Genomic DNA, 24894 nt, shown 5'->3' with positions numbered 1-24894 from the left:
CCGACGACGCCGAAGGCGACGCTGGTGGTGACGATGGACCTGCAGACCCTGCGGCGAGAGCTCGGCGAGGCCGGGGACGGGCGTCCCGGCTGCGGGTCGACCCTGACCGGTGCCTCGGTCAGCGCGTCGACCATCCGGGTCCTGGCGTGCGAGGCCGACATCATCCCGATGGTCCTCGGCGGACCGAGCGAGGTCGTGGACCAGGGCAGACGACGGCGTCTGGTCACGCCCGGCCAGCGGATCCGGCTGGCGGCCAGGGACAAGGGGTTGCACGATCCCGGGCTGCACGGTGCCCGCGACCTGGTGCGAGGCCCACCACGTCGTCCCCTGGGCCCAGGGCGGACGGTCAGACCTGTCGAACTACGCCCTGCTCTGCCCACGCCACCACACCTGGGTCCACGAGGTCGGCCTGACGGCCCGGGTCACGACCCTCGGGGTGGTCTGGATCTTCCGACCATGACCCCGCCCCGAACCCGGCCCCCGAGGGGCCGGGGCGCCAGCCTGTCACCGAACAGGGCCGCGGTGGTCAGGGGACCCGGGGGGCGACGCCGTCCACCGTCAGAGGGCGCGGGTGGCGCTGCCGTCGCCGTCAGAGGGCGCGGGTCGAGCCACCGTCCACGGTGATGACGGAGCCGCTGACGTATGACGCGATCGGGGAGGTGACGAACGCGGCGACCGCACCGAGCTCCTCCGGCTGGCCGTAGCGTCCCAGCGGGATGGCGGCCAGCGTCGTTGCACGGCGTCGCTCGGCCTCGGGGCCGGTGCCCTCGAGCTCGGCGAGGCGGTCCGTCTCGATACGGCCCGGGAGGACCACGTTGACGCGGTGCCCGTGCGACCCGAACTCGTCGGCCATCGTCTTGGCGACCATCGCCAGACCGGGGCGCAGGCCGTTGGAGATGGCCAGCCCGGGCAGCGGGGCACGGACCGAGGTGGACAGCACGAACGTCACGGCCAGGGGCCGTCGCGCCGTGACCAGGGCGGTGCGGGCCAGGCGCACCGCCCCGAGGAAGACGCTCTCGAACGCCGCGCGCCACTGGTCGTCGGTGGCCCGCGCGACGGTCGCCGGGGGCGGGCCACCCACCGAGACCACGACCCCGTCGAGACGCCCGAAGGCCTCGTCGACAGCGTCGAGCAGGTGGTCGGCGGCGTCCTCGTGCGCGAGATCGGCGACCCGGCCCACGGCGCTGCCGCCGCCCAGCTCGTTCAGCCGGGTGGCGGCCGCCTCGAGCCGGTCCCGCGTCCGGGCGGCCACGAGCACGTCCGCCCCGTCCCGGACGAGGTGCTCGGCGGTGGCGAGGCCGAGGCCGCGCGAGGCCCCGCTCAGCAGATAGGCGCGTCCGGCGAGTCCGAGGTCCATGGTTCGCATCCTCCCAGGCGGGGGGCGTGGACCGTCGAGCTGCTCAGGCGTCCTCCTCGTCCCAGATGCGGACCCTGCGCGACCGGGGCTCGCTCCGGGGGAGCGTGCCTGCCTCCTCCGCCTCGTCCCGTGCCGTCTGCCGGGCCATGACGAGGACCAGCACGAGGCCGACCGGCACGGTCAGCCACCACTGGAGGGCGTAGGCGAAGTGCGAGCCGAGACCGGTGTCCGGCGGCTCCAGGAGCTCGGGCCGGGTGGGCGGCGCCGGCTGCTCGTCGCCGAGGACCACGTATCCCGGGAGCAGCGTGAGACCGGTCTCTCCCGCCAGCCGGTCGAGGTCCATCGACGCGAGCTGCCCCGCCGGCAGGTCGCGCCCGAGGTCCGGCTCGGCCGGGCGCAGCCAGCCGCTGACCGTCACCTCGCCGGCCGGCGGCTCGGGGACGTCGGGGAGGGTGGCCGCGGTGGCGGCGTTGCGGACCCAGCCGCGGTCCACGGCGACCGCCGTGCCGTCCCCGAGGTCGAGCGGCACGAGGACCTCGTAGCCGAAGACCCCCCGGTGGGGGCGGTTGCGGACGAGGTGCTGCTCCCCGGCCCGGTAGGTGCCGTGCGCCTCGACGCGGCGCCACTGCGCCGCCCCCGGGAAGTCGCCGTCGGGGTCCGGCAGCAGGACGTCCACCGGGACCGGGGCCGCGTCGTAGTTGGCCTCGACGAGGTCGCGGCGCTCGACCTTCTCCTCGTGCCGGTACCACTGCCACAGGCCGAGGTTGGCGGTGGCGACCCCGAAGAGGACGGCCAGGAGCAGGTAGGCGATCCACCTGGGCCGCCGCAGGACCGCGAGCACGTCAGCCGTCCGCCGAGGTCAACCGGTCGACCTCGACGACCTCGAGGAGGAACCCCCGGAGCTGGACGAAGCTCGCGAGGTCGTCGCGGTGGTCGGTGCAGGCGAGCCAGACCTTGCGGCGGTCCGCGGCGTGCAGGCGGGGGTTGCGCCAGATCACCGCGTGCGAGGCGACGTGCCGGCACCCCTTCGCGCTGCACACGAGCCGGTCGGTCGAGGGGACCGTCCTCACCCGGCCGCCCGCGGCGGCTCGGTGACCGGCGCGGCGTCGTGGACGGGCAGGGTGACGACCGTCCCCACGATGACGTCCTCCTGTCTCGCCCGGGCGTCCTTCGGAGGGCCGGGTGCCGGGGCCGGGTCGGCGGGGCCCAGCCCCTGGACGGGGGAGAGGGGGGCCGCGCCCTGGCTGGTCCCGCGCCGGTCCACGGCGTTCGCGAGCATCACGGCGATGCTGGGGATGACCACCGCCAGGACCACGAAGACCCAGCCGACCACGAGGTGGTCGTTGACGAAGGCCCAGACCGCGATCGGGAAGGACACGGTGCGCAGGCCCATCGCGACGAGGTAGCTGCGCATCCGGTGCTGCCGGTCGTCCTCCTGGCTGCGGCGCGTGCTCGTCACCGCCTGCGCGGGGCGACGCGCCGGACCGGGGCGGGCGGGGTTGCTGGGCACCGTTCCACGATACGACTACGGTGGAGCGGTGAGCGACACCAGCACCCCTCCCGGGCCGGGCGACGGCGGCACGCACAGCACGGCGGACGAGCAGCCGCCCCACCAGCCGCAGGCCGTCCTCGTCACGGGCGGCAACCGCGGCATCGGTCTGGCCATCGCCCGCAGCTTCGCCGCGGCGGGCGACGACGTCGTCGTGACACACCGCAGCGGGACGGCCCCCGAGGGGTTGCGCGGGGTGGTCTGCGACGTCACGGACACCGAGAGCGTGGACCGGGCCTTCGCGGAGGCGGAGGCCCTCCTCGGTCGCCCCGTCGAGGTCCTCGTCGCCAACGCCGGCATCACCAAGGACGGTCTCCTCATGCGGATGAGCGACGCCGACTTCGACGCGGTGCTCGACACCAACCTCACCGGAGCCTTCCGCTGCGCGCGCCGTGCGGTGAAGGGCATGATCCGGGCCCGGCACGGGCGGATCGTCCTCATCTCCTCGGTCGTCGGCCTTCTCGGCGGTGCCGGTCAGACCAACTACTCCGCCTCCAAGGCCGGGCTCGTGGGCCTCGCCCGCTCGATCACCCGCGAGCTGGGAGGGCGCGGCATCACCGCCAACGTCGTCGCCCCGGGCTTCGTCGAGACCGAGATGACGGAGCAGCTGTCCGAGGAGCTGCGCACCACCTACCTCGCCGGTATCCCGGCGGGGCGCTTCGCGACGGCCGAGGAGGTGGCCCGGGTGGTGCGCTGGGTCGCCGGCCCGGACGCAGGCTACGTCAGCGGGGCCGTCATCCCCGTGGACGGTGGTCTGGGCATGGGACACTGACCCGCCCCCTCCCCTCCACGCACACGTCATACCCGAGGAAAGAGAGTCTGCCCATGCTCATGGACGGCAAGAAGCTGCTCATCACCGGTGTCCTCATGGACAGCTCCATCGCGTTCCACGTGGCGCGGCTGGCGCAGGAGCAGGGCGCCGAGGTGGTGCTGACGTCGTTCGGGCGGACCTTCAGGATCACCCAGACGATCGCCAAGCGGCTGCCCCGGCCCGCGCCGGTGATCGAGCTCGACGTCCAGGACACCGAGCACCTGGCCACCCTGGCGGACCGGGTCGGCGAGCACGTGGACTCCCTCGACGGCGTGCTGCACTCCATCGGCTTCGCGCCCCGGGGCGCCTTCAACTTCCTGGAGGCCGAGTGGGGCGACGTGGCCACCGCCATGCACGTCTCCGCCTACTCCCTGAAGGCCCTGGCCGTCGCGTGCCTGCCCCGGATGAGCCCCGGGGGCAGCGTCGTGGGCCTGACCTTCGACGCGCAGTACGCCTGGCCGATGTACGACTGGATGGGGGTGGCGAAGGCCGCGTTCGAGGCGACCAGCCGCTACCTGGCCCGCGACCTCGGGCCGCAGGGGATCCGCTCCAACCTCGTCTCCGCCGGACCGATCGCGACGACGGCCGCCAAGTCGATCCCCGACTTCGCCCAGTTCGCGAAGTGGGGGGAGCACGCGCCTCTCGGCTGGGACGTCAAGGACCCGGTGCCGGCCGCCCAGGCCTGCGTGGCGCTGCTCTCCGACTGGTTCCCGGCGACGACGGGCGAGATCGTCCACGTCGACGGCGGCTACCACGCCACGGGGTTCTGACCTGCAGGCTCAGGACGAGAGGACCGCACCCTTCGGCACGACGGTGATGCCGGAGTCGGTCACCGTGAACCCGCGGGCCCGGTCGTGCTCGTGGTCGACGCCGATGTGCACGCCGGCCGGCACGAAGACGCCCTTGTCGATGATCGTGCGGTGGATCTGGCAGGAGCGGCCCACCTCGACCTTTTCCATGAGCACCGACCCGGTGACGTGGCTGAAGCTGTGCACCGTCACGCGCGGCGAGAGGATCGAGTCGGACACGGTGGCTCCGGAGATCACCGACCCGGGGGAGACGGCCGAGTTGACCGCGTGCCCGATCCGGTCTCGGGAGCCGTGCACGAACTTGGCGGGCGGGTGCGGGCCGTAGTCGGTGTAGATCGGCCACGCCTCGTTGTAGAGGTTGAAGACCGGGTGCACGGAGATCAGGTCCATGTGGGAGTCGTAGTAGGAGTCGAGGGTCCCCACGTCGCGCCAGTAGCCGTGGTCGCGGTCGGTCGACCCGGGGATCTCGTTGTCCTTGAAGTCGTAGACCCAGGCGTCCTCGCGCTGCACGAACGCCGGGACGATGTCGCCGCCCATGTCGTGCTTGCTGCCCTCCAGGTCGGCGTCGGCCTTGACCGCCTCCTCGAGCGCGTCCGCCGAGAAGACGTAGTTGCCCATCGAGGCCAGCACCTCCTCCGGCGAGTCGGGCAGCCCCCGCGGGTCGGTCGGCTTCTCCAGGAAGTCCCGGATGCGGCGGGGGTCCTCGGGGTCGACGTCGATCACGCCGAACTGGTCCGCCATGCTGCGCGGCTGCCGGATCGCCGCGACGGTGCACCCGGCGCCGGAGGCCACGTGCTGCTCGACCATCTGCGAGAAGTCCATCCGGTAGACGTGGTCGGCACCCACGACCACGACGATGTCCGGCCGCTCGTCGTGGATGAGGTTGAGGCTCTGGTAGATGGCGTCCGCCGACCCGGAGAACCAGTGCTTGCCGACCCGCTGCTGCGCCGGGACGGAGGCGACGTAGTTGCCGAGCAGCGTCGACATCCGCCACGTCTTGGTGATGTGCGCGTCGAGGGAGTGGGACTTGTACTGGGTCAGCACGACGATCTTGAGGTAGCCGCTGTTGACGACGTTGGACAGCGCGAAGTCGATGAGGCGGTAGATGCCCCCGAAGGGGACCGCCGGCTTGGCCCGGTCGGCGGTCAGCGGCATCAGGCGTTTGCCCTCCCCGCCCGCGAGCACGATCGCCAGCACCTTCAGTCGGGAACCCCGCGCAGCAGCCATGGCCTCAACCTATTGCCTCCGGCGCGCTCTGGCGAGGGCACCCCGCCCGCACTAGGTTTGACCCGTGCGTATCGACATCCTCAGCCGCGAGTACCCACCGAACATCTACGGCGGCGCGGGGGTGCACGTCGCCGAGCTGACCCGGGCGCTGCGCGCGGTGGAGGGTGTGGAGGTGCAGGTGCGTGCCTTCGACGACCCGGTCGAGGAGGAGGGCACCACGGGGTATGCCGTGCCCGCCGGACTGGAGGACGCCAACGGGGCGCTGCGCACGCTGGGGGTGGACCTGCTCATGGCCCGGGACGTGGCCGCGGGCGGGGCGGACCTCGTGCACAGCCACACCTGGTACGCCAACATGGGGGGCCACCTCGGGGGGTTGCTCGCCGGGATCCCGCACGTGGTGAGCGCGCACTCGCTGGAGCCGCTGCGGCCGTGGAAGGCCGAGCAGCTCGGTGGCGGCTACGGGATCTCCTCGATGGCGGAGAAGGTCTCCTACGAGGGCGCCGCCGGGATCGTCGCGGTGTCGGCCGGGATGCGCGAGGACATCCTGCGCTCCTACCCCGCCGTGGACCCGGCACGGGTGCACGTCGTGCACAACGGCATCGACTCGAAGCTGTGGCAGCGTGACACGTCGGCGGCTGCCGCGGACTTCGTGCGGTCCCAGGGGCTGGACCCGGGTGCCAGGTCGGCCGTCTTCCTCGGCCGGATCACCCGGCAGAAGGGGCTGCCCTACCTGCTGCGCGCCCTGCGCCAGGTCGAGGACGACGTGCAGGTGGTGCTGCTGGCGGGGGCGCCGGACACGCCGGAGATCGAGCAGGAGGTGGTCGGGCTGGTCGACCAGCTGCGCACCGACCGGGGCGAGGCAGCGGCACCCGTGGTGTGGATCGGCGAGATGCTCCCGCGCGACAAGGTCATCGCCGTGCTCTCGCACGCGACGGTGTTCATGTGCCCCTCGGTCTACGAGCCGCTGGGGATCGTCAACCTCGAGGCGATGGCGTGCGGTGCGCCGGTGGTCGCGACGGCGACCGGCGGCATACCGGAGGTGGTCGTCGACGGCGGGACCGGGTGGCTGGTCCCGATCGAGCAGGTGGGCGACGGCACCGGCACACCGGTCGACGAGGAACGCTTCGTCGCCGACCTCGGCGCGGCCCTCGTGGCCGCTCTCGCCGACCCGGCCGAGGCCGCCCGCCGCGGTGAGGCCGGTCGTCGGCGGGCGGTCGAGGCGTTCAGCTGGACGACGATCGCCGAGCGGACGCTGGAGGTCTACCGGGCCGTGCTCGAGGGGCGCGCCCCCGCCCTCTGACCCTACGCGCGGTAGGCCAGGTGCAGCGCCGAGGCGTTGGTCGCCTCCGCCAGCGTCCGGGCCGCGGTGGACCGGAGCCGGCGCAGGAGCTCGTCGCGGCGGACGACCGTGGTCGAGTCGAGGGAGGACGTGACCGTGTCGAGCCCGGCGTCGGCGAGCGCGAGCACGGTGCCGGCCAGGTCGAGGACCCGCAGGCCGCGCGGGGGCAGGTCCTCGGGCAGACCCCACCGGCGGGCGCCGGAGGCCGCCTCACGGGCACGGGCCGCCCCGCGCTCCGCGACCGCCCCGAAGGGCGGGGCGCCGGAGGACGCGAGCTCCTCGGTGAGGCCGGCCAGCTCGGTCCGCAGCCGCAGCTCCAGCCCGCCGAGGTCCAGCGCCTCCACGCGGTGGGTCGGGAAGGGCTCGGCAGGGTAGGCCGTCCACGTCGCCTGCCACCCCCGGTCGCCCGGCGGCCCGTACTCGGTCAGCTCGGGCACCAGCGCGCCGCCGAGGCCCGGGACCACGACGCACTCCTCGGCGGCCGTCGCCGCCGCGACCAGCTCCGGGGAGGAGCGCGGCATACCGGAGAGGTCGCCGGGCCGGGGGAGGGCCACGAGGAGGGCCCGCTCACCGAGCCCGGCCCACAGGCTCACCTGCTCGACCAGGCCCACGCACTCGTCGACGTCCGGCAGCGCGGCCGCCGGGAGCCGCCGGACCGGCAGCCGTCCGCCCAGGACCGCCGTCCCCCACAGGGCGACGCGGACGCTGGCGGGCAGCTCGTGCTCGGGCATGTCAGGGATGGTAGGCACTGGCGCGTCGCTAGAGTGACCCATCATGAGTGATGTCCTCGAATTCGCCGGCGTCGGCGTGCGCCGCGGCGCCTCCGACCTGCTCTCCGACATCACCTGGTCCGTCGAGGAGGGCGAGCGCTGGGTGGTCATCGGCCCCAACGGTGCCGGCAAGACCACGCTCCTGCAGCTCGCCGCAGCCCGCATGCACCCGACCACCGGCGTGGCCGGGGTGCTGGGGGAGGTGCTCGGCGCGGTCGACGTCTTCGAGCTGAGGCCGCGGATCGGGGTGTCCAGCGCCGCCGTCGCCGACCGCATCCCGGACGAGGAGAGGGTCAGCGACGTGGTCGTCACCGCGGCCTACGGCGTGCTGGGCCGCTGGCGCGAGGAGTACGACGAGTCCGACGAGCGCCGGGCGGCCGAGCTGCTCGAGGCGCTGGGCGTCGCCTCGCTCGCGCAGCGTCGTTTCGGCACCCTCTCCGAGGGCGAGCGCAAGCGCGTGCAGATCGCCCGGGCCCTGATGACCGACCCCGAGCTGATGCTGCTCGACGAGCCGGCCGCCGGCCTCGACCTGCGCGGGCGGGAGGATCTCGTCAGTCGGCTCAGCCTGCTCGCGAACGACCTCGAGGCCCCGGCGATGGTGCTCGTCACCCACCACGTCGAGGAGATCCCGCCGGGCTTCACCGACATCCTCATGCTGCGCGGCGGCAAGGTGGTGGCCGCCGGGCCGATCGAGGTCACCCTGACCGCCGACAACCTCAGCGCCACCTTCGACATCCCCCTCGTGGTCGACCGGCACGGCGAGCGCTGGGCCGCCCGCGCGCACACGCCGGCGTGAGCGGCTGGGAGGTCGGCGCGATCGCGCTGGCCGGCTTCTGGGCGGGCATGATCAACACGATCGTCGGGTCGGGGACGCTGGTCACCTTCCCGACGCTGCTCTTCTTCGGCTACCCGCCGGTCTCGGCGAACATCTCCAACAGCCTCGGCCTCGTGCCCGGTGGGCTCGCCGGCGCCTGGGGCTACCGCCGCGAGCTCCGGACGCTCGGGCCGATGGTGGCCAGGCTGGCCCCGGCCAGCCTCGTCGGGGGCCTGATCGGCGCGCTGCTGCTGCTGTGGCTGCCTCCCGAGGCGTTCGAGGCGATCGTGCCGGTGCTCATCGTCCTCGCCCTGCTGCTCGTCGTCCTGGGGCCGCGGATCCAGCGCTGGGCCGGCCACCACCACACCGACCGGATCACCTCGGGGCGCTGGGTCGTGCTGATCCTCGGGATCCTGGTCGCGGGGATCTACGGCGGCTACTTCGGCGCCGCCCAGGGCGTGCTGCTGCTGGGCCTGATGAGCATCCTGCTGCCGCTGGGCATCCAGCAGATCAACGGCATCAAGAACGTCCTCGGCATGATCGTCAACCTCGTCGCCGCGGTGGTCTTCCTCGTCGTCAACCCCGCCGACCCGGCCTCGCGCGTCGACTGGACGATCGTCCTCGTCATCGGCGCGGGCGCCCTCGTGGGCGGGCTCGTCGGAGCGCGCGTCGGTCGGGCGATGCCGGCCTGGCTGCTGCGGTCCGTGATCGTCGTCATCGGCCTCGTCGCCATCGCCTACCTCCTGCTCACGTGACCACCCAGGGGTATGACGACCCGCCCGCTCTCCCCGCCGGCTGCACCTGGGTGCAGGACCCGCGGGAGGAACGGCTGCGGGACTACTTCTCGCTGACCGACGTGGCGCTACGGAGGGTGGTCGAACCGGAGCGCGGGCTGTACATGGCCGAGTCGGAGAAGGTGATCCGGCGGGCGCTGGCCGCGGGGCACCGGCTCCGGTCCCTGCTGATGACACCGCGGTGGGTGGACGAGTGGCCCGACCTCGTGGCGGCCGCCACGGCGCAGGGGGCCCCGGTCTACGTCGCGGCGGCGCAGGCGGCCGAGCAGCTCACCGGGTTCCACCTCCACCGGGGGGTGCTCGCGGCCGTGCACCGGCCGGAACTGCCGTCCGTGGCCGACGTCGTCGCCGGGGCCCGGCGGGTCGCGGTCCTGGAGGACATCGTCGACCACACCAACGTCGGCGCGATCTTCCGCTCGGCCGCCGCGCTCGGGGTCGACGCGGTGCTGGTCACGCCGCGGTGCGCCGACCCCCTCTACCGGCGCAGCGTCCGGGTGTCGATGGGCACGGTCTTCCAGGTCCCCTGGACCCGGGTCGACCCGTGGCCGGAGGGGGTCGGGAGTCTTCGGGACCTCGGCTTCACGGTGGCGGCGCTGGCGCTGGCGGACGACGCGGTGAGCCTCGCCGACCTCGAGGCGTCCCCGCCGGAGCGGCTGGCGCTGGTGCTGGGTACGGAGGGGGACGGGTTGTCCTCGCGGACCGTGGATGCGGCCGACGTGGTGGTGCGGATCCCGATGGGGGGTGACGTCGACTCGCTCAACGTGGCCGCGGCGTCCGCGGTGGCGTTCTGGGCGGTGCGCCCCCGGGAGCGGGGGTAGGCGCGGGCGACCCCGTGCGGCGACCCCGGCACGCTCAGCGCAGGGACGTCACGTCCTCCAGCGCCGACCGGGCGTGCTCCCACGCCTGCTGCGCGGTCCGCGAACGCCCCTCCTCGGAGGCTGCGCGCCAGTCCTGGTCGGGCACCTCTGCGCGGGCCGACGCGACGCCGGACCTGAGGTCGTGCTCGCTGCGGGGCGGGCGGGGGACGTCGGCGGCCGCACGCACGGAGTCAGCGGTGCCGATCAGGGCCGCGGCCACCGCGGGACGTCCCCTCCGCACGGCCAGCAGCGCGAGCTGCTCGAGCAGCTCGGCGTCCAGCTCGGAGTCCCCCAGGGCCAGCATGTCCGGGCCGTGCCCGATCAGCCCCTCCCACGCCGCGTCGAGGTCACCGGCCACCAGCGACGCCTGCGCCAGGTTGAGCCGGTCGACGGCGATGCCCCACACGTCGCCGAGACGCAGGTCGATCTCGAGCACCCGGGCCAGGCGCTCCCGTGCCGACCCCACCTCGCCCGCCTCCAGCTCCAGCAGGGCGAGGTTGGTGAGCGAGGTCGACATCCGCTCCGCGTCGCCGTCGGCGGCGGCGAGCCGGGAGGCGGTGGTGAACAGCTCCCTCGCCCGGTCGGTGTCACCCCGGTGCAGCTCCACCAGGCCGAGGCTGTTGGACTCACGCCCCTGCGCGCGCGTGTCGCCGCGGGCCACGGCCGCGTCGAGGCAGCGCCGCAGGATGTCCGCCGCGCGGTCGTGCTCGCCCTGCTGGTCCAGCAGGATGCCGAGCCCGTGCCAGGCCGCCAGGGCCGCGGGGTCGTCTGTCTCACCGGCGACCTCGCTGGCCCGGCGCAGCCAGCGGCGGCCATCCTCCTGGTGGACGTTGTGCCAGTACCAGCTGAGCAGCCGACACATCTCCAGGCCCGCGGCCAGCCGGGTCGACCCCGGCCGCAGGCTGCGGTCGAGCGCGGCGACGATGTCGTCGCGCTGCTCCTCGAGCGCGTCCAGGGCGGCGATGTGGTGGGTGCCCCGCAGTCGTGGGCACTCCCGTCCGACGACGGCGGCGACGACCCCCGTGTGCCGGTCGCGCGCGTCCTCCACCTCGGCGGGGTCCTCCTCGAGCCGCTCGCGGGCGTAGCGACCGACGACGCCGAGGACCCGGAAGCGCGGGTCGCCCGACGACCGCTCGTCGGCGTGCACGAGGCTGGCGTCGGCGAGGTCGAGCAGCAGGTCGACGGTGCCGTCCACCGTCTCGTCGAGGACCTCGGCCGCAGCCTCGACGTCGAAGGGTCCGCGGAAGACGCTGAGCCGGGCCACCGCGCGGGCAGCCGCGGGGGACAGCAGGCGCCAGCTCCAGTCCAGGGTGCTGCGCAGGGTGAGCTGGCGGGGCGAGCGGTCCACGGTGCGTCCGGTCACGTCGAGGGCATCGTCGAGACGGGACAGCACTGCGCGTGGGCCGAGCAGACGGCTGCGCGCGGCGACCAGCTCCACGGCCAGGGGCAGGTGGTCCACGCGCTCGCAGATCTCCCGGATCGCCGCGAGGTCGTCCGGGTCGGGCTGGAAGCCGGGCCGCTGACGTTGCGCCTGCAGGACGTAGAGCTGCACCGCCTCGTCCGGCTGCAGGGGAGCCAGCGGGAGCAGCTGCTCCCGGCCCAGCCGCAGCGAGGTGCGCGAGGTGACGATCACCTCGACCCCCGGCGCCTCGTCCAGCACGCTGCGCACCGCGTCGACGCCCTCGTCGAGGTGCTCGAGGTTGTCCAGCGCGAGCAGGAGAGAGCGGGTGGCCAGCCCGGCGAGGACCTGTCCGCGGGACGCGGCACCGTCAGGGACGGCCGCGGCGCCGGCGAGCGATCGCCATACCTCCTCCTCGGTGCGCAGCCGCGCGAGGGGCACGAACCAGACCCCGTCGGGCGGGCCGGTGCGCCGGCGCAGCACCTCCAGGGCGAGGCGGGACTTGCCGACGCCGCCCGGTCCGAGGACGGTGACGACGCGGCCGGGCGAGAGCAGGTCGAGCGCCTGGGAGACCTCCGCCTCCCGGCCCACCAGCGGGCCGTGGGCGGCGGGGAGGTCGGCGGGCGAGCCGAGCGAGCGCACGGGCAGCGGCGGTGAGCCAGGCCCCACGAGCTGGTGCAGGCGGACCGGGGCGGGGATGTCCTTGAGCCGGTGCTGCCCGGCGTCGGCGAGGGCGTTCGCCAGGTCCGGGGGCAGCAGGGCGCGGGTCGCCTCGGTGAGCAGCACCTGACCCCCCACCGCCGTGGCCGCGACCCGCGCGGCGAGGTGGACGTCCATCCCCACGTAGCTGCCCTCGTGCGCCTGGGGGGCCCCGGTGTGCACACCCATGCGGACCCGTACGGCGACCCCCTCCGGCCACCGCGTCGCGGCGAGCTCGCGCTGCACCCGGGCAGCGGCGGTGACGGCGTCCTCCGCGGTGCGGAACACCACGAAGAAGGAGTCGCCCTCGGTACCCATCTCGCGCCCGTGCCCGGCTGCGACGGCGGCCCGGACGATCTCCCGGTGCCGGCTCAGCACGTCCCGGTAGGCCAGCCCGAGCCGGTCCAGCAGGACCGTGGAGCCCTCGATGTCGCTGAAGAGCAGCGTCAGTGTGCCGTCGGGCAGCGGCTCGGGCGCCGGGTCGCGGGTCGGCCCGGTCGGGACGGGGGAGGGTTCAGGCATGGGCGGCTGCAGGCGGCCACGGGAATCCGCGCATGGGAGGAGTCAAGCACCGGCCGCGCAGCCCCACAAGGCCGGGCGACATGGGGTGACAGAGGCGGTGCGGAGGTCTAGGTTGCCCCCATGGCATACACGATCAGCGGGGACGACCCGCTCGAGGACGTCCTCGACGAGGTGCAGAGGGTCTACGGGGTGCAGGTGCGGGTGGTCGGCCGGACGGCCGGGGGCGACCGTGGTGAGGACCCCGACATCGGCAGCCGCACCAAGCAGGACCGGACCTAGAGCGCCAGTCCCTCGACCGACCGGGCGCCCGGGAGCCGGGCGACCAGCACGCCCGGCAGCCGGAGCTTGGAGCGGCGCACCCCGGACCCGATGACGACCGAGGCGCGCCCGAGCACCGCGGCGTCGACCAGCACCGGCCAGTCCTCGGGGAGGCCGACCGGGGTGATCCCGCCGTACTCCATCCCGGTGCGCCCGACGGCGTCGTCCATGGGCATGAACGAGCACTTGCGCACGTCCAGGATGGTCCGCACCGTGCGGTTGACGTCGGCGCGGGTCGTGCCGAGCACCACGGCGGCGCAGACTCGCTCCTGACCGGCGCGCGCGCCGGCGATCACGATGCAGTTCGCCATGTCCTGCATATCGAGACCGGTCGCCTCGACGAGGGCTGCCGTGTCGGCGAGGTCCGGGTCGATCTCGGCCACCTCGAGGGCGGACACGTCCGCCCGGCCGCCGCTCTGCATACCCTCCAGCGCGGAGCGCACGGGCGCGGCGAGCAGGTCCGGACGGGACAGCGCCGGGACCCAGTCCAGCCTCACAGCTGGTAGGTGCCGGTGAGGGAGCCGCGCGCCAGGACGTTGCCGAGCGTCGTGAACTGCGCCTTGGCCACCGAGGCACCCGCGTCCAGACCGGTGCTGTCGGTGTCGAGCGCCCACACGGTGAAGACGTAGCGGTGGGGGTGGTCGCCCTGCGGGGGAGCGGCGCCGCCGTAGTCGTGGGTCCCGTAGTCGTTGGCGAGGGTGAGCGCGCCGGCGCCGGCGCTCGCACCGTGGGTGCCGGCCCCCGCGGCGAGGGAGGTGGTGCTCGGGGGGATGCCGAGCACGGCCCAGTGGGTGAAGCCGCCGATGCAGGGGGCGTCGGAGTCGTGGCACACGAGCAGGAAGGAACGGGTGCCCTCGGGCGCACCGCTCCAGGTCAGCTGCGGCGAGACGTTGCCGAAGCCGAAGCCGGCGCTCTGCGGGAGCTGGCCGCCCTCGACGAAGTCCTCGCTCGTGACGGTCAGCCCGGCCGGCGCGGCGGGCAGGTGCTCGATCGGGTGCGGGGGAGGGGTGCGCTCGAGGTTCATGGCTCCGACCCTAGCCATGCCCGCTGAGCCCGCCGGGTGGGCACCCGGCCGATGTCGGCGGTGCGTGGGAGAGTGGGCGCCATGTCCGACCCGCGACGGTGCGTCGTGCACCTCGACCTGGACGCCTTCTTCGCCGCGGTCGAGCAGCGTGACAAGCCGTCCTTGCGCGGGAGGCCGGTCGTCGTGGGGGGCACCGGAGGCAGGGGCGTCGTCTCGACCGCGTCCTACGAGGCTCGCGTCTACGGGGTGCGCTCGGCCATGCCCACCATCGAGGCGCGCCGCCGCGCACCCGCGGGCACCGCCTTCCTGTCGAGCCGGTTCGAGGCCTACCGCGCCAGCTCCCGGATCGTCATGGAGATCCTGCGGTCGCGCTCCCCCCTGGTGGAGCAGGTCTCGGTCGACGAGGCGTATGTCGACCTGTCGGCCGCCGCCGACGCGCCAGGCTGGGAGGGTGGCCGGCTGGAGGCGTGGTGCGCCGAGCTGCTCGCCGAGATCACCGCGGCCACGGGCGGGCTGACCGCCTCCGTGGGCGTCGCCCCCTCCAAGATGATGGCCAAGCTCGCCAGCGAGATGGACAAGCCGGCGGGGACGACGATCGTCAGGCCCGGCGAGGAGCTGTCCGTGCTGCACCCGTTGCCGGTCAGGGCGGTCGCGGGGGTCGGCCCGGCGACCGCCGGGAGGCTGCGCACGTTCGGCGTCGAGACCGTGGGGGACCTGTCCAGGGTCTCCGAGGCCGACCTCGTGGCCCTCTTCGGCAGCGCGCACGGCGTCGGCCTCCACCGGCTCGCGCACGGGCGGGACGACCGGCCGGTGGTGGCGGAGCGGGAGGCCAAGAGCGTCTCCGTCGAGGAGACCTTCGGGACCGACATCACGGACCGGGCCCTGCTGGAGGGAGAGCTCGCGCGGATGGCAGCGCAACTGGCCGGCCGGCTGGTGCGGTCGGCGACCTTCGCGCGGACCATCACGGTCAAGGCGCGCCACCACGACTTCAGCACGCTCACGCGGTCCTCCTCGCTGCCGTTCGCCACCGGTGACGGTGCGGTGATCCTGCGGGAGGGGCGCCGCCTGCTGTCCGGGCTGGACGTGTCGGGCGGGCTCCGGCTGCTCGGGCTCGGGGTATCGGGGCTCACCAGCCATGCCCAGGACGAGCTGCTGATCGACGTGGCCGCGGCCCCCGGGTCGCTCCTCGAGCTGCCTGACGTCGGGGCGACGCCCGTGGAGGAGGCTGTCGCCCCACCCTCCGGCGAGGAGGGGGAGGAGCTGCTCGGTCGACGGCGCGACGGGTGGAGCACCGGCCAGGACGTGGAGCACCAGGAGCACGGACCGGGCTGGGTGTGGGGGAGCGGGCTGGGGCGCGTGACGGTCCGCTTCGAGGGCCCCTTGACCCCTCCCGGGCCCGTCCGGACGTTCCCTGTCGGCGACCCGCTCCTGACGCCCGCCGGGCCTCCCGACTGGCGAGGAGCACGCACCTGAGCGTGCTAGTGTTTTCCCTCGTTGCCCGCTCCCACGAGCGAGGCGGCGCACCCGTCCGGGTGGCGGAATGGCAGACGCGCTAGCTTGAGGTGCTAGTGCCCTTAACGGGCGTGGGGGTTCAAGTCCCCCTCCGGACACAATACAGGCGTCTGACCTGCGGATATGCAGTCATTTCTTCGATCGGCGACACAAACCCCCACGCGATGGTCACTATTCGCGACGGGTGCAGGCGCTGTGCCTCGGCAACGCAAAAGGCGTCGGGTGCTCCGGCTCAGCTGGGGCGGGGGAGTGCGGCGAGGAGCTGCCCGAGCTCCTCGTCGGTGTTGTAGTAGTGGACGGAGGCGCGGACAAGGTCTGGCAGGCCGCGTTCGGGGAGGTCGAGGCGGGCGTAGTCGACCAGTGAGACGCTGACGTTGACCCCGTGCTGAGACAACCGTCTCTGGACCTGGTGCGCCGGGACGCCGTCGACCGTGAAGGTGACGATGCCGCACCGGCGCCGTCCTTGGTCGTGGACCTGGACGCCGGGCACGCCGGCGAGTTGTTGCCTGAGGTGTTCGGCGAGAGTGGTGACTCGGGCTTCGATCGCGTCTATCCCCCACTCGAGGGCGTAGTCGACGGCGACGCCGAGCCCGATCTTGGCCGCGTAGTTGGTCTCCCAGTTCTCGAACCGCCGCGCGTCCGGACGGATCTGGAAGGTGTCGGCTGCGGTCCAGGTGGCGGCGTGCAGGTCGAGGAACGGCGGCTGCAGGAGGTCGGTCATCGAGCGCCTGACGTAGAGGAAGCCGGTGCCGCGTGGGCCGCGGAGGAACTTGCGGCCGGTGGCGGAGAGCAGGTCGCAGCCGATCTTGTCGACGTCGACGGGGAGGTGCCCGACGGACTGGCAGGCGTCGAGGAGGTAGGTCACCCCGAACTCCTTGGTGGCGAGGCCGACCTCCTCGGCCGGGTTGACCAGGCCGCCCTGGGTGGGCACGTGGGTGATCGCCACGAGTCTGACGGGACTGGCGCCGGCCCGCAGACGGCGGCGCAGGTCGGGCACCGAGAGCTGTCCGGTCTCGTCGTTGTCGACCACCTCGACGACCGCGCCGGTGCGGGCGGCGACCTGAAGGAAGGCGATGACGTTGCTGGCGTACTCCGCCCGCGCGGTCAGGATGCGGTCCCCGGGCCGGAAGTCCATGGAGTAGAAGGCCATGTCCCAGGCGCGGGTCGCGTTCTCCACGACCGCGACCTCGTCCACGTCGCAGCCGATCAGGGCGGCGATGGCGGAGTAGGTCCGCTCCACCCGGCCGGCGGCGGCCTCGGCGGCTTCATACCCGCCGAGCAGCGCCTCGTTCCGGAGGTGGGTGATCATGGCGTCGGTGACCTGCACGGGTGGCAGTGCCGCTCCCGCGTTGTTCAGGTGGGCGACCCTAGCCGTGCCGGGGGTGTCCCGGCGGGCACGATCGACGTCGATCGTTGCTGTCGGCATGTCCTGTCCTCAGCTGGGGACGGTCGCGGGCAGGGGCGTGAGGGAGGGGCGGCGGGCCAGCCCGAGCCGGCCACGCGTCGCGGCGAGCACCACCAGGCCGACGACGGCCAGGAGCGGGATGACCACGCCGCCGTGCCCGGCACCGGGATAGAGGCGGTCGAGCAGCCCGGCGCCGACGATGCTCCCGGCTGCGGTCGCGTTCGCGGAGGCGTGGACCAGACCGGCGAGTGCGATGCTGCCGGTGCGGTTGTAGATCCACCCAAGCAGGGCGCGGAAGGGTATGCAGATCACGATCATCAGGGCGAGCAGGGTCAGCGTGGCCGACACGGAGTCGCCGATCAGCTGCGAGATGTGGCCGAAGGCGAAGACCGGTCCGGTCAGGAGCGCGCCCCGCAGGGGGCCGTGGCGGCCCTGCAGCCGTGCCTGGACGAAGCCCATCCAGGCGGCCTCCTCCGCCCAGTTGACCGTTGCGAAGACGACGACGAGGTGCAGGAGGCCGAGGGCGAAGGCCCAGGCCACGGCCGGCCCGCTCGCGGTGGTCCATCCGGCGCCCGCGGCGACGGCGGCGACGGAGAGCAGCGGCACACCGACGACGACGAGGGCGTACCAGGCAGGGCGGACGTCGAACGCCAGCATCCGGCGGAACAACGCGCGCGCTCCCGCCCGGCCGTCGGTGATCCAGGTGACCCCGACCGCCGGGAGGAGCAGGCCCACGAACGCACCGGCGACGAGGAACGGCGAGCTCGGAAGCATAACGCCATACACGGTGCGGGCGAGGAGGGGGACGAAGACGATGGCCTGTCCGACGGTGAAGAACCAGACGAAGAAGGCGGTGAGCGGGAAGCGCCGGACGATCTGGGCGGGCTGGAAGGTGTGCATGGGTCTTTCCTGTGGTTGTCAGAGGGCTGAGGGGATCGCTGACGCCGAGGCGGCAGCGGCAGTGGAAGTGGCAGTGGCCTTGACGGCGCGGCGGTTCATCAGCACGCGCACCCCGCGGACCATCGCGAGCACGGCGATCACGACCATGACGCACCGGCCAGCAGCGAGAACATCGGCTCGAAGGCGTAGGACGTCGTCGAGTTGGACATGACGACGACGCCGATGCCGCGGTCCGGGTAGAGGCGCATGACGTTCCAGAACCCGACGCCCGTGCCGTAGTGCTCGACCCGGTCCTCCGGGCTGCCGGTGGGCCGGCGGAACCAGCCCAGCCCGTGCTCGAAGACCTTTCCGGGCTGGTCGATGACGCGCATCCGGCGCGCCGTGCCGGGCGCGAGGATGCGCTCCCCGTCGAGCTCGCCGTCGCGCAGATGCATCCGCAGGAAGCGGCCAGCGCCCATCACGTCACCGACCAGGCCGCCGTAGGCCCGGCCGTCCACGTAGAAGGGGTTCAGCGAGAGGTGCCGGCCGTGCCGGTCTCCGACAATGCCCTCCGGCAGGACGCGACGCAGCAGGGGATCCACGATCCTCGCGGCCCTGACGTAGCCGGTGGCGCGCTCGGTGCCGGGGGAGTAGGTGAAGGCCGTCCTCATGCCGAGCGGGCGCAGCACGGCCCGCCTGGCGTAGCGCTCGAACGGCATACCCGCTGCGGCCTCGACGACCTGGCCCAGGGCCAGGTAGCCGACGTTGGAGTACCGCGCCGCCCCGCCCGGGGGCCGGCGGAAGGCGCGCCTGCCGCGGGTCACCCGCCGCAGGAGTGCCGCCGGGTCCGGCGCCGGAGCCTCCGCGCGGTGCGCCCAGCGGACCGGCAGGGGGTTGGCCAGGCCGGCGGTGTGGTTGAGCAGCTGGCCTACCTGCGGCTGGCGGCCTCCCGGTGCCTTCAGGTCAGGGACGTACTCGCCCACCGGCGCGTCAAGGTCCAGACGGCCCTCGTCGGCGAGCCGCAGCGCCGCCGTGGCCGTGACGATCTTGGTCATCGAGAACCACAGGTATGACGTCGAGGCGGTCGCCGGTGCCTGTGTACGCAGATCTGCCAGCCCATAGCCGCGGGCGAGGAGCACCCGCTCCCGGGAGACGACGGCGACCGAGAGCCCGGGCACCGCTCCCTTGTGCATCATCGCCTCGACCGTCTGGTCGAGTGCGGCTGGCGGCTCTCCGACGCCGATGCGCTCGACCGGTGAGCCGGGTGGTGCGGTCCTTGGTTCCATGGCGTTTCCCCGCCTGGGGCCCGGGATGGCGGCCCCTCACCAGATACTACGAAATCGCAGCACTAAGAAAATGATGCGACTTCGTACTAACTCTGTCAAGGGGTGCTGCGGATCTCGTCCAGGACGGTGCGGAGCGTCAGGAGCGCGGCGCGGACGTCCGTCCCCTGCGTGCCGAGCCGCTCGGCGACGCGGTCCCGCAGGGGGACGAACAGCTCGGCCGCCGCCCGATGGGCCCGCCTGCCGGCGGGGGTCAGCTTGATGCGGTAGGAGCGCCGGTCGTCCGGGTTCGGCTCCCGCTCGACGTGGCCGCGCGCCTCGAACCGCTTGACGTAGCTCGAGACCGTCGTCGGTGGTGCCGCCATCCAGCGGGCGAGCTCCGTGGGCGTGATCGACGGGGCGGCGGTCAGCACCGAGTAGATGGCGAACTCGTCCCCGTTCAGCTCGGTGGGCGCCAGCACCCCGTCGATCAGGTCGGTGGTCGCCCTGGACGTCAGCCACACCATGAAGGTCACGTCGACGTCCTCGTCGAGCACCTCGCTGGCAGAGAGACCCTTGACAGAACTACTGCGTCGTCGCACCATCACAGCAGGGTACTACGACAACGTACTACCCGGCGTGTCTCCGCCCGACGGCGCGCCGCCCGTCCACCAGAGGAGCCGACATGAGCGCGTCCGACACCGTGCACCAGACCGTCGTCGCAGGGGGCCCGGACGACCTTCTGACGGTGCGTCACCTCCGAGTCTCGGGCAGCAACCGGCTCGTCGGCCGGGCCGTCGCGGCTGCCGCCCTCGACATCTACGGGGCGGGGGCCGGGCCCCACCCGTCCGTGGACCGCACCGTGCAGCGGGCCCGGCGGCGGTGGTTCGCCGCGCAGCACCCGGTCCTAGCCGAGCGGATCGTGGGCATGGCCGACGTCTTCGGTGTCGCGCCGGACGACGACGCGTGGGACCTCGGTCGGCTGGGGCCGGTCGAGATCCCGGCGGGATGCTCCGCGGTCTTCCATCCGGGCGGCCGCACCGCGAACGGTCACGGGCTGCTGGGTCGCAACTTCGACTTCCCGACAGGGACCTACAGCGAGATCGTCGGTCGTCCGCCGACGCCTGGCGAAGGCCGTCTGGCCGCCGACCCGTGGGTGCTCGAGATCCGCCCGGACCACGGGCACGCGACGGTCGTGGTCGGCATCATGGACATGATGGGCGGGATGGACGGCATCAACGAGGCCGGCCTGGCGGTGACGCTTCTCGCCGACAACGAGTCGGTGGCTGCGGAGCCGTCGGTCGTGCCCCAGGTCGGGCTCTCCGAGCAGCAGGTCGTCCGCTACCTGCTCGAGGCGTGCCGGGACGTCGAGGAGGCCAAGCAGGCGCTGCTCCTGGCCAAGCAGTACTACGTCTTCGTCCCGTGCCACTTCCTCGTGGCGGACCGGGCCGGGCGCTCCTTCGTCTGGGAGTACTCGCCCGGCCACAACCGGGAGTGCATCGTCGAGGGACCGGCCGGCCGGCCGATGGTGTGCACCAACCATCTGCTGCACCGCTGGCCCGACCCCGCGCAGCTGCCGCGTGACCCCGGCTCGGCCGGCACCGCGGCCTACACCTACGACCGTTGGCGAGCCCTCGACTCCCAGGTTTCAAGGACTGCTGTCGTCGACGCCCGCGACCTCCGCGGGCACCTCGACGCCGTCCGGTTCGTGCATCCCGTGCCAGGGGTCCGCACCCTGTGGCAGTCGGTCTACGACCTCGACGAGGCGGCGCTCGAGATCTCGTTCTTCACGAGCGACGACGGAGGGCGGAGCCGCTACACGGAACCGCTGCGGTTCGCGCTGAACGACGCATAGGCCCGCACCGGGAACGTCCCGACCCCGGCCAGCATGGGCGGTGCTGCCGTGAAGCGCGCTCCCGTGGCCGGCACCTGCTCCAGGCCGGTGAGGTTCTCCACCACCGGGATGCCGGCGGCGAGCAGCACGCTGTGCGCCGGTCGTCGCCCTCCGCTGGTCGGCTCGAAGTCGTCGAGGTTGACCGCGTCGATGCCCACCAGGCGCGCCCCGTGCCCGACCAGCCAGCGGGCACCCTCCTCGGTCAGGTACGGAGCGTCCTCCGCGTAGGCGGCCGTTCCCCAGCGCGCGGCGGCGCCGGTATGCAGCAGCACGGCACAGCCATCGACGTCGTGGGCGGCGAGCAGCTCCACGCCCACAGCCCTTGACCGTCGACCGACGAGGTCGACGACGACGGTCGGCAGGTCGACCAAGGCGTCGAGGGGCAGGCCGGAGAGGTCGGTCCCGTCGGCGTACCGGTGGAGGGGGCTGTCCAGGTAGGTGCCGGTGTTGCCCACCATCGTGATGCGGTCGATGGTGAACTCGGTGCCCGCGGCGTAGATCCTGCGCGAGTCGCTCCGGGTGAGGTGCGCCGTGAACTCGGGTGCGGGCAGCCCCGGGTAGGTGGCCATGCCGCCGGTGATCGCGTGGCTCAGCTCGACCCGAGTCACCGTGCTCTCGGAGCGGTCGGGCGGGGGTCGGTGCTCTGCGCTCATCCCAGCAGTCTCCTCCCGGACGCAGACACAGCGCATTTCGCGGAACCCCTTGACACCGGTAGTGCGCCTTGGCGAGATGCGCCGCACGCCCGCGGCGCCCCATCCTGCCGTCGGAGCCGGATGGTTCGCGGGTAAGGGTGCGGGCTGGTGGAGCTACGCATTGCGAGATCTGTGGCGAACAGCACCGTTCGAGACCGGCAGCGCCGGCCGCTTCGCAGGCTGGTTCAACGCGATAGCCCACGTCATTCGCGTTGGGAAGTCATTCGCCTTAGGCGCACTCCTTCCTGCCTCCGGGGGCATTCACGCAGGGGAGAGGATGCTGGCATCCGCCGATCGACTCGTCTGTCGCCGGCGGATCTGCGACCAGCGTGTCGCCCGGTGCCAGGGTGCTCACTTGTCCGCCTGCGCGGGGGTCGGGCGTGCTTGACGGGCGCTCCGCCGGAGGACGAGAGCAGCACCGAGCAGGATGGCCAGCACGCTCAGTGTCCAAGGGTCGCTGGGCCGGCCACCTAGGCTGCGGTCGATGACGTGCGAGATGGCGTGGACCAGTGCACCCGTGGTGGCTCCGAGCAGGGCGACCGACAAGGCGTCGTCGTGCCATACCAGTGCAGCGACCAGCGCCGCGCCGATGCCGATCTGGAACGCGCCGACGTCGTGTAACAGGTGCAGGTTAAATGGGTCGAACATCGCGACGTGCTTGTGGAAGGAGTGTGGCCAGAGGAAGGCCCATGTTCCCGGCAATAGGAACGCTGCGGCTCCGACAACGATCAGAACCCTACCTGCCCTCTTTGTCATCGCGGCTCCCGTTGAGTGTTGGAATGGACGTGGACGGTCCCTGCACCGGCGTTACGTCGGAGGTAGGACAGGCAGTCGCCGGACCTCGCGGGCGCCACTGGTGCATCTGCCGATGGGCAGCAGGTGTGTCGTCTGGTGCATGCACGGGGTGCGGAACGAGGCTCGCGCCGAGAGGACATGCAAACGGTAGTGAAGGTGGGACCAGACGACGTCCAGCTCCTAGCAACGCCGCTGTCAACGCCAGCGCATGCGGCGGCAGCGGGAGTCGCGTGTGAGGTTGACCCCGTTGGGTGGACATCCTGACCGGCCAGGGGAGCCTGGCGGGAGAGGATGCCCTCATGGGTGCCAAGAGGAAGAGCTACACCCCGGCGTACCGTCGTGACGCTTCCCGTCTGGTGATCGACACCGGGCGCACGATCGTGGAGGTCGCACGCGAGATCGGTGTGGGCGAGGCGCTGCTGGGCCGGTGGGTCGCGGCCGAGCGGGCCCGGATGGATGACCCGCCCGGTGCGTTGGACATCGACGAACGGGCAGAGCTGGAGCGGCTGCGGGCCGAGAACGCCCAGCTGCGCATGGACCGGGAGTTCCTGAAAAAGGCAGCGGCCTTCTTCGTCACGGAGAACGCGTCCTCGAGCACGAGCGGGCGTTCGAGCTGATCCAGGCGGAGAAGGCCAACCACGACATCGTCCGCATGTGCGACCTGCTCGGCGTGTCCCGGTCCGGGTACTACAAGTGGGTCGTGCGCCAGGGCGCCGGTCCCTCGCCCCGTGAGCAGCGGCACGAGGACCTGCTGGTCAAGATCCGGCAGTTCCACACCGACTCCGACGGGGTGAACGGTGCCCCACGGATCACCGCCGACCTGCGCGACGACGGCGAGGTCGTCTCGCAGAAGACCGTCGCCAAGCTCATGCGGCGGGGCGAGATCCGTGGGATCAGCCCGCGCCCGTGGCGGCCGGTGACGACGTTGCCGGACCAGGTGCCGCACACCATCCCCGACCGGGTCGAACGCCGTTTCGATCGCGGTGCGCTCAACCTGGTGTGGACGTCCGACATCACCTACCTGGCCACCGGGCAGGGCTGGCTGTACCTGTGCGCCGTCCGCGACGGACACTCCCGCCGTGTGCTCGGCCACGCCTTTTCCGACTCCCTGCACACCGACGTCGTGGAGACCGCGCTGCGCCGGGCGGTCACCTTCCGCGAGGGCGACACCGCAGGAGTCATCTTCCACGCGGACAGGGGCTGTCAGTACACCTCGGCCCAGCTCGCCGGTGCCGCGGAGGAGTTGGGGGTGCTCCTGTCGGTCGGGCGCACCGGCGTGTGCTGGGACAACAGCCAGATCGAGAGCTTCTGGTCGACCCTGAAGACCGAGTTCTACGACCGTCGCCAGTTCGCCACCCACGCCGAGGCTATCCACGCCGTCAGCTCTTGGATCGAGACCGTCTACAACCGCCGGCGACGCCACAGCGCACTCGGCCAGATACCCCCGGTAACCTTCGAGCACCGGACCATCACCGCGGCCTCGGAAGCCGCTTAACCGATGTCCACCAGACGGGGTCAACCCCACGTGCGAACCGCCTGTGCGTAGGCAAGTCGGGTCCATCACGTGAAGTAGGGCGCGAGCGCGCCCCCGGCGCGAACGGTGTGCCCCCACTAGGTGAACTGGTTCGGCATGGTCTTCGCCGCGCCTGTTGGTGTGGAGGCCCAGCGGCTCTTCTGCGGCGCCGAAGATCGTCCGTAAGTTCGGAAAGTGGATGGTGTCCCGGATGCTAGGGGCGTGCACCTCGGCGAAGACGGTGCGAAGGTGTTCGACCGCCCGGTGGGCGCCACCGTAGGAGACGAAGGCGACGGGCTTTGCGCCCCATTCCTCCAGGCCATCTACAACGCGGCCTGCGGTTGTGAGAGTCAGGGGGCGGGCCACAGAGGTTTGTGATGCCGAAGATGCAGGCATCAGGGTCGCCGAAGGATGCAGGTGCAGCCGGCGATGGCGATGACCCGCTGGTCGGCGTCTACGACGCGGGCTGAGGCGATCATGGTGTTCCTGCCCGGATGGATGACTTCCCCGGTGCAGAGCAGCCGTCCGCTCGTGAGCAGCGCCGGGCGCAGGAAGCGGACGTTCATCTCAGAGGTGGCGTAGCCGACCGCGGCTGGTAGCAGCGAGTGGACTGCGCATCCCATGGCGGTGTCCAGCATGGCTGCAAGGACGCC

At 72.7% G+C, this 24894-nt stretch carries 27 protein-coding genes, 1 tRNA gene and 1 pseudogene; 13 read left to right on the top strand and 16 right to left on the bottom strand.

Features of this window, described 5'->3' with window-relative positions:
- Positions 1-33 precede the first annotated feature (33 nt).
- Together D4B81_RS19030 and D4B81_RS19025 are read left to right on the top strand one after the other, a co-directional pair.
- Positions 34-201 (top strand): annotated as a pseudogene (locus D4B81_RS19030) (HNH endonuclease signature motif containing protein); the annotation flags it as partial.
- Positions 202-289: 88 nt separating this feature from the next.
- Positions 290-460 (top strand): HNH endonuclease, encoded by a 171-nt coding sequence (locus D4B81_RS19025; protein ID WP_237566073.1) that lies wholly within the window; start codon positions 290-292, stop codon positions 458-460.
- 129 nt (positions 461-589) lie between these two features.
- Here D4B81_RS19025 and D4B81_RS16545 read toward each other — a convergent pair whose 3' ends face one another.
- From D4B81_RS16545 to D4B81_RS16530, 4 genes are read right to left on the bottom strand one after another with little or no spacing between them, the layout of a single operon-like run.
- A complete protein-coding gene (locus D4B81_RS16545) occupies positions 590-1357 on the bottom strand; it encodes an SDR family oxidoreductase (protein WP_122263781.1) in 768 nt (255 codons plus the stop codon).
- A 43-nt stretch (positions 1358-1400) separates the two neighbouring features.
- Positions 1401-2198: an SURF1 family cytochrome oxidase biogenesis protein gene (locus D4B81_RS16540; protein WP_237566072.1), complete on the bottom strand. Its 798-nt coding sequence runs from the start codon at positions 2196-2198 to the stop codon at positions 1401-1403.
- 1 nt (position 2199) lies between these two features.
- The gene (locus tag D4B81_RS16535) at positions 2200-2427 is read right to left on the bottom strand and encodes a hypothetical protein (RefSeq protein ID WP_122263780.1); all 228 of its coding nucleotides are present in this window, start codon (positions 2425-2427) and stop codon (positions 2200-2202) included.
- On the bottom strand, positions 2424-2867 hold the full coding sequence (locus D4B81_RS16530; protein WP_122263779.1) for a DUF3099 domain-containing protein: 444 nt from the start codon (positions 2865-2867) through the stop codon (positions 2424-2426). Before D4B81_RS16530 ends, D4B81_RS16535 begins: the two co-directional genes overlap by 4 nt.
- Before the next feature lie 28 nt (positions 2868-2895).
- Here D4B81_RS16530 and fabG point away from each other — a divergent pair, with 28 nt between their 5' ends.
- Positions 2896-3678, top strand: coding sequence for a beta-ketoacyl-ACP reductase (fabG, locus tag D4B81_RS16525; protein WP_097187516.1), 783 nt, complete (start codon positions 2896-2898; stop codon positions 3676-3678).
- A gap of 53 nt (positions 3679-3731) precedes the next feature.
- Positions 3732-4487 carry an enoyl-ACP reductase FabI gene (fabI, locus tag D4B81_RS16520; protein WP_097187515.1) on the top strand — a complete coding sequence of 252 codons (756 nt, stop codon included), beginning with the start codon at positions 3732-3734 and terminating at the stop codon, positions 4485-4487.
- A 9-nt stretch (positions 4488-4496) separates the two neighbouring features.
- Here fabI and glgC read toward each other — a convergent pair whose 3' ends face one another.
- On the bottom strand, positions 4497-5753 hold the full coding sequence (gene glgC, locus D4B81_RS16515) for a glucose-1-phosphate adenylyltransferase (protein ID WP_122263778.1): 1257 nt from the start codon (positions 5751-5753) through the stop codon (positions 4497-4499).
- Between the two features lie 64 nt (positions 5754-5817).
- On the opposite strand from glgC, the gene glgA reads away from it, so the two are divergent.
- Entirely contained in the window at positions 5818-7053 is a 1236-nt protein-coding gene (glgA, locus tag D4B81_RS16510; protein WP_122263777.1) for a glycogen synthase, read from the top strand.
- A 2-nt stretch (positions 7054-7055) separates the two neighbouring features.
- On the opposite strand, the gene D4B81_RS16505 is transcribed toward glgA, so the two are convergent.
- Positions 7056-7823, bottom strand: coding sequence for a hypothetical protein (locus D4B81_RS16505; RefSeq protein ID WP_122263776.1), 768 nt, complete (start codon positions 7821-7823; stop codon positions 7056-7058).
- A gap of 43 nt (positions 7824-7866) precedes the next feature.
- Between D4B81_RS16505 and D4B81_RS16500 the strand changes: the two genes are divergently transcribed.
- Genes D4B81_RS16500 through D4B81_RS16490 form a run of 3 tightly spaced genes read left to right on the top strand, consistent with a single transcriptional unit; the run spans position 7867 to position 10288 of the window.
- Positions 7867-8658, top strand: coding sequence for an ABC transporter ATP-binding protein (locus D4B81_RS16500; RefSeq protein ID WP_122263775.1), 792 nt, complete (start codon positions 7867-7869; stop codon positions 8656-8658).
- Positions 8655-9431 carry a sulfite exporter TauE/SafE family protein gene (locus D4B81_RS16495; RefSeq protein ID WP_122263774.1) on the top strand — a complete coding sequence of 259 codons (777 nt, stop codon included), beginning with the start codon at positions 8655-8657 and terminating at the stop codon, positions 9429-9431. Before D4B81_RS16500 ends, D4B81_RS16495 begins: the two co-directional genes overlap by 4 nt.
- Positions 9428-10288 (top strand): TrmH family RNA methyltransferase, encoded by an 861-nt coding sequence (locus tag D4B81_RS16490; RefSeq protein ID WP_237566071.1) that lies wholly within the window; start codon positions 9428-9430, stop codon positions 10286-10288. Before D4B81_RS16495 ends, D4B81_RS16490 begins: the two co-directional genes overlap by 4 nt.
- A gap of 34 nt (positions 10289-10322) precedes the next feature.
- Here D4B81_RS16490 and D4B81_RS16485 read toward each other — a convergent pair whose 3' ends face one another.
- Entirely contained in the window at positions 10323-12947 is a 2625-nt protein-coding gene (locus D4B81_RS16485; RefSeq protein WP_122263773.1) for an ATP-binding protein, read from the bottom strand.
- Between the two features lie 120 nt (positions 12948-13067).
- Between D4B81_RS16485 and D4B81_RS18295 the strand changes: the two genes are divergently transcribed.
- Entirely contained in the window at positions 13068-13226 is a 159-nt protein-coding gene (locus D4B81_RS18295) for a hypothetical protein (protein ID WP_161965239.1), read from the top strand.
- Here the strand turns inward: D4B81_RS18295 and D4B81_RS16480 are convergent.
- Entirely contained in the window at positions 13223-13762 is a 540-nt protein-coding gene (locus tag D4B81_RS16480; protein ID WP_237566070.1) for a YbaK/EbsC family protein, read from the bottom strand. The two genes, D4B81_RS18295 and D4B81_RS16480, sit on opposite strands and share 4 nt — an antisense overlap.
- Positions 13759-14289: a YbhB/YbcL family Raf kinase inhibitor-like protein gene (locus D4B81_RS16475; RefSeq protein ID WP_122263772.1), complete on the bottom strand. Its 531-nt coding sequence runs from the start codon at positions 14287-14289 to the stop codon at positions 13759-13761. The genes D4B81_RS16480 and D4B81_RS16475 overlap by 4 nt, the downstream gene beginning before the upstream one ends.
- Before the next feature lie 81 nt (positions 14290-14370).
- On the opposite strand from D4B81_RS16475, the gene D4B81_RS16470 reads away from it, so the two are divergent.
- Together D4B81_RS16470 and D4B81_RS16465 are read left to right on the top strand one after the other, a co-directional pair.
- A complete protein-coding gene (locus tag D4B81_RS16470) occupies positions 14371-15762 on the top strand; it encodes a DNA polymerase IV (RefSeq protein ID WP_122263771.1) in 1392 nt (463 codons plus the stop codon).
- 53 nt (positions 15763-15815) lie between these two features.
- Positions 15816-15899: transfer RNA gene (locus D4B81_RS16465), tRNA-Leu, on the top strand.
- 134 nt (positions 15900-16033) lie between these two features.
- Here the strand turns inward: D4B81_RS16465 and D4B81_RS16460 are convergent.
- The 4 genes from D4B81_RS16460 to D4B81_RS16445 all read right to left on the bottom strand — a co-directional run bounded on the left by D4B81_RS16460 (position 16034) and on the right by D4B81_RS16445 (position 19952).
- Positions 16034-17227 (bottom strand): aminotransferase class V-fold PLP-dependent enzyme, encoded by a 1194-nt coding sequence (locus D4B81_RS16460; RefSeq protein WP_122263770.1) that lies wholly within the window; start codon positions 17225-17227, stop codon positions 16034-16036.
- A gap of 9 nt (positions 17228-17236) precedes the next feature.
- Positions 17237-18106, bottom strand: a complete 870-nt coding sequence (locus tag D4B81_RS16455; RefSeq protein ID WP_122263769.1) for a CPBP family intramembrane glutamic endopeptidase — start codon at positions 18104-18106, stop codon at positions 17237-17239.
- Between the two features lie 137 nt (positions 18107-18243).
- A complete protein-coding gene (locus D4B81_RS16450; protein ID WP_122263768.1) occupies positions 18244-19371 on the bottom strand; it encodes a serine hydrolase domain-containing protein in 1128 nt (375 codons plus the stop codon).
- A gap of 95 nt (positions 19372-19466) precedes the next feature.
- The gene (locus D4B81_RS16445; protein ID WP_122263767.1) at positions 19467-19952 is read right to left on the bottom strand and encodes a MarR family winged helix-turn-helix transcriptional regulator; all 486 of its coding nucleotides are present in this window, start codon (positions 19950-19952) and stop codon (positions 19467-19469) included.
- 80 nt (positions 19953-20032) lie between these two features.
- On the opposite strand from D4B81_RS16445, the gene D4B81_RS16440 reads away from it, so the two are divergent.
- Positions 20033-21202, top strand: coding sequence for a C45 family autoproteolytic acyltransferase/hydrolase (locus D4B81_RS16440; RefSeq protein WP_122263766.1), 1170 nt, complete (start codon positions 20033-20035; stop codon positions 21200-21202).
- Here the strand turns inward: D4B81_RS16440 and D4B81_RS16435 are convergent.
- On the bottom strand, positions 21163-21894 hold the full coding sequence (locus D4B81_RS16435) for a cyclase family protein (protein ID WP_202613738.1): 732 nt from the start codon (positions 21892-21894) through the stop codon (positions 21163-21165). The genes D4B81_RS16440 and D4B81_RS16435 overlap by 40 nt on opposite strands.
- 390 nt (positions 21895-22284) lie before the next feature.
- Positions 22285-22581 carry a hypothetical protein gene (locus D4B81_RS16430; RefSeq protein ID WP_122263764.1) on the bottom strand — a complete coding sequence of 99 codons (297 nt, stop codon included), beginning with the start codon at positions 22579-22581 and terminating at the stop codon, positions 22285-22287.
- 446 nt (positions 22582-23027) lie between these two features.
- Between D4B81_RS16430 and D4B81_RS16425 the strand changes: the two genes are divergently transcribed.
- Positions 23028-24223, top strand: a protein-coding gene (locus D4B81_RS16425) for an IS3 family transposase (protein ID WP_122263782.1) whose coding sequence is annotated in 2 segments (ribosomal slippage) — positions 23028-23280 and positions 23280-24223 — 1197 coding nt in all. Because the reading frame shifts where the segments join, the coding sequence is not laid out codon by codon here.
- 413 nt (positions 24224-24636) lie between these two features.
- On the opposite strand, the gene D4B81_RS16420 is transcribed toward D4B81_RS16425, so the two are convergent.
- Positions 24637-24894, bottom strand: a 258-nt coding sequence (locus D4B81_RS16420; protein WP_161965238.1) for a PaaI family thioesterase, incomplete at its 5' end; no start/stop codon positions are given.

Origin of the sequence: Ornithinimicrobium cerasi, assembly GCF_003702705.1 — a bacterium.
Classification (GTDB): Bacteria; Actinomycetota; Actinomycetes; order Actinomycetales; family Dermatophilaceae; genus Ornithinicoccus; species Ornithinicoccus cerasi.
This window is presented reverse-complemented; position numbering and strand designations above follow the sequence as displayed.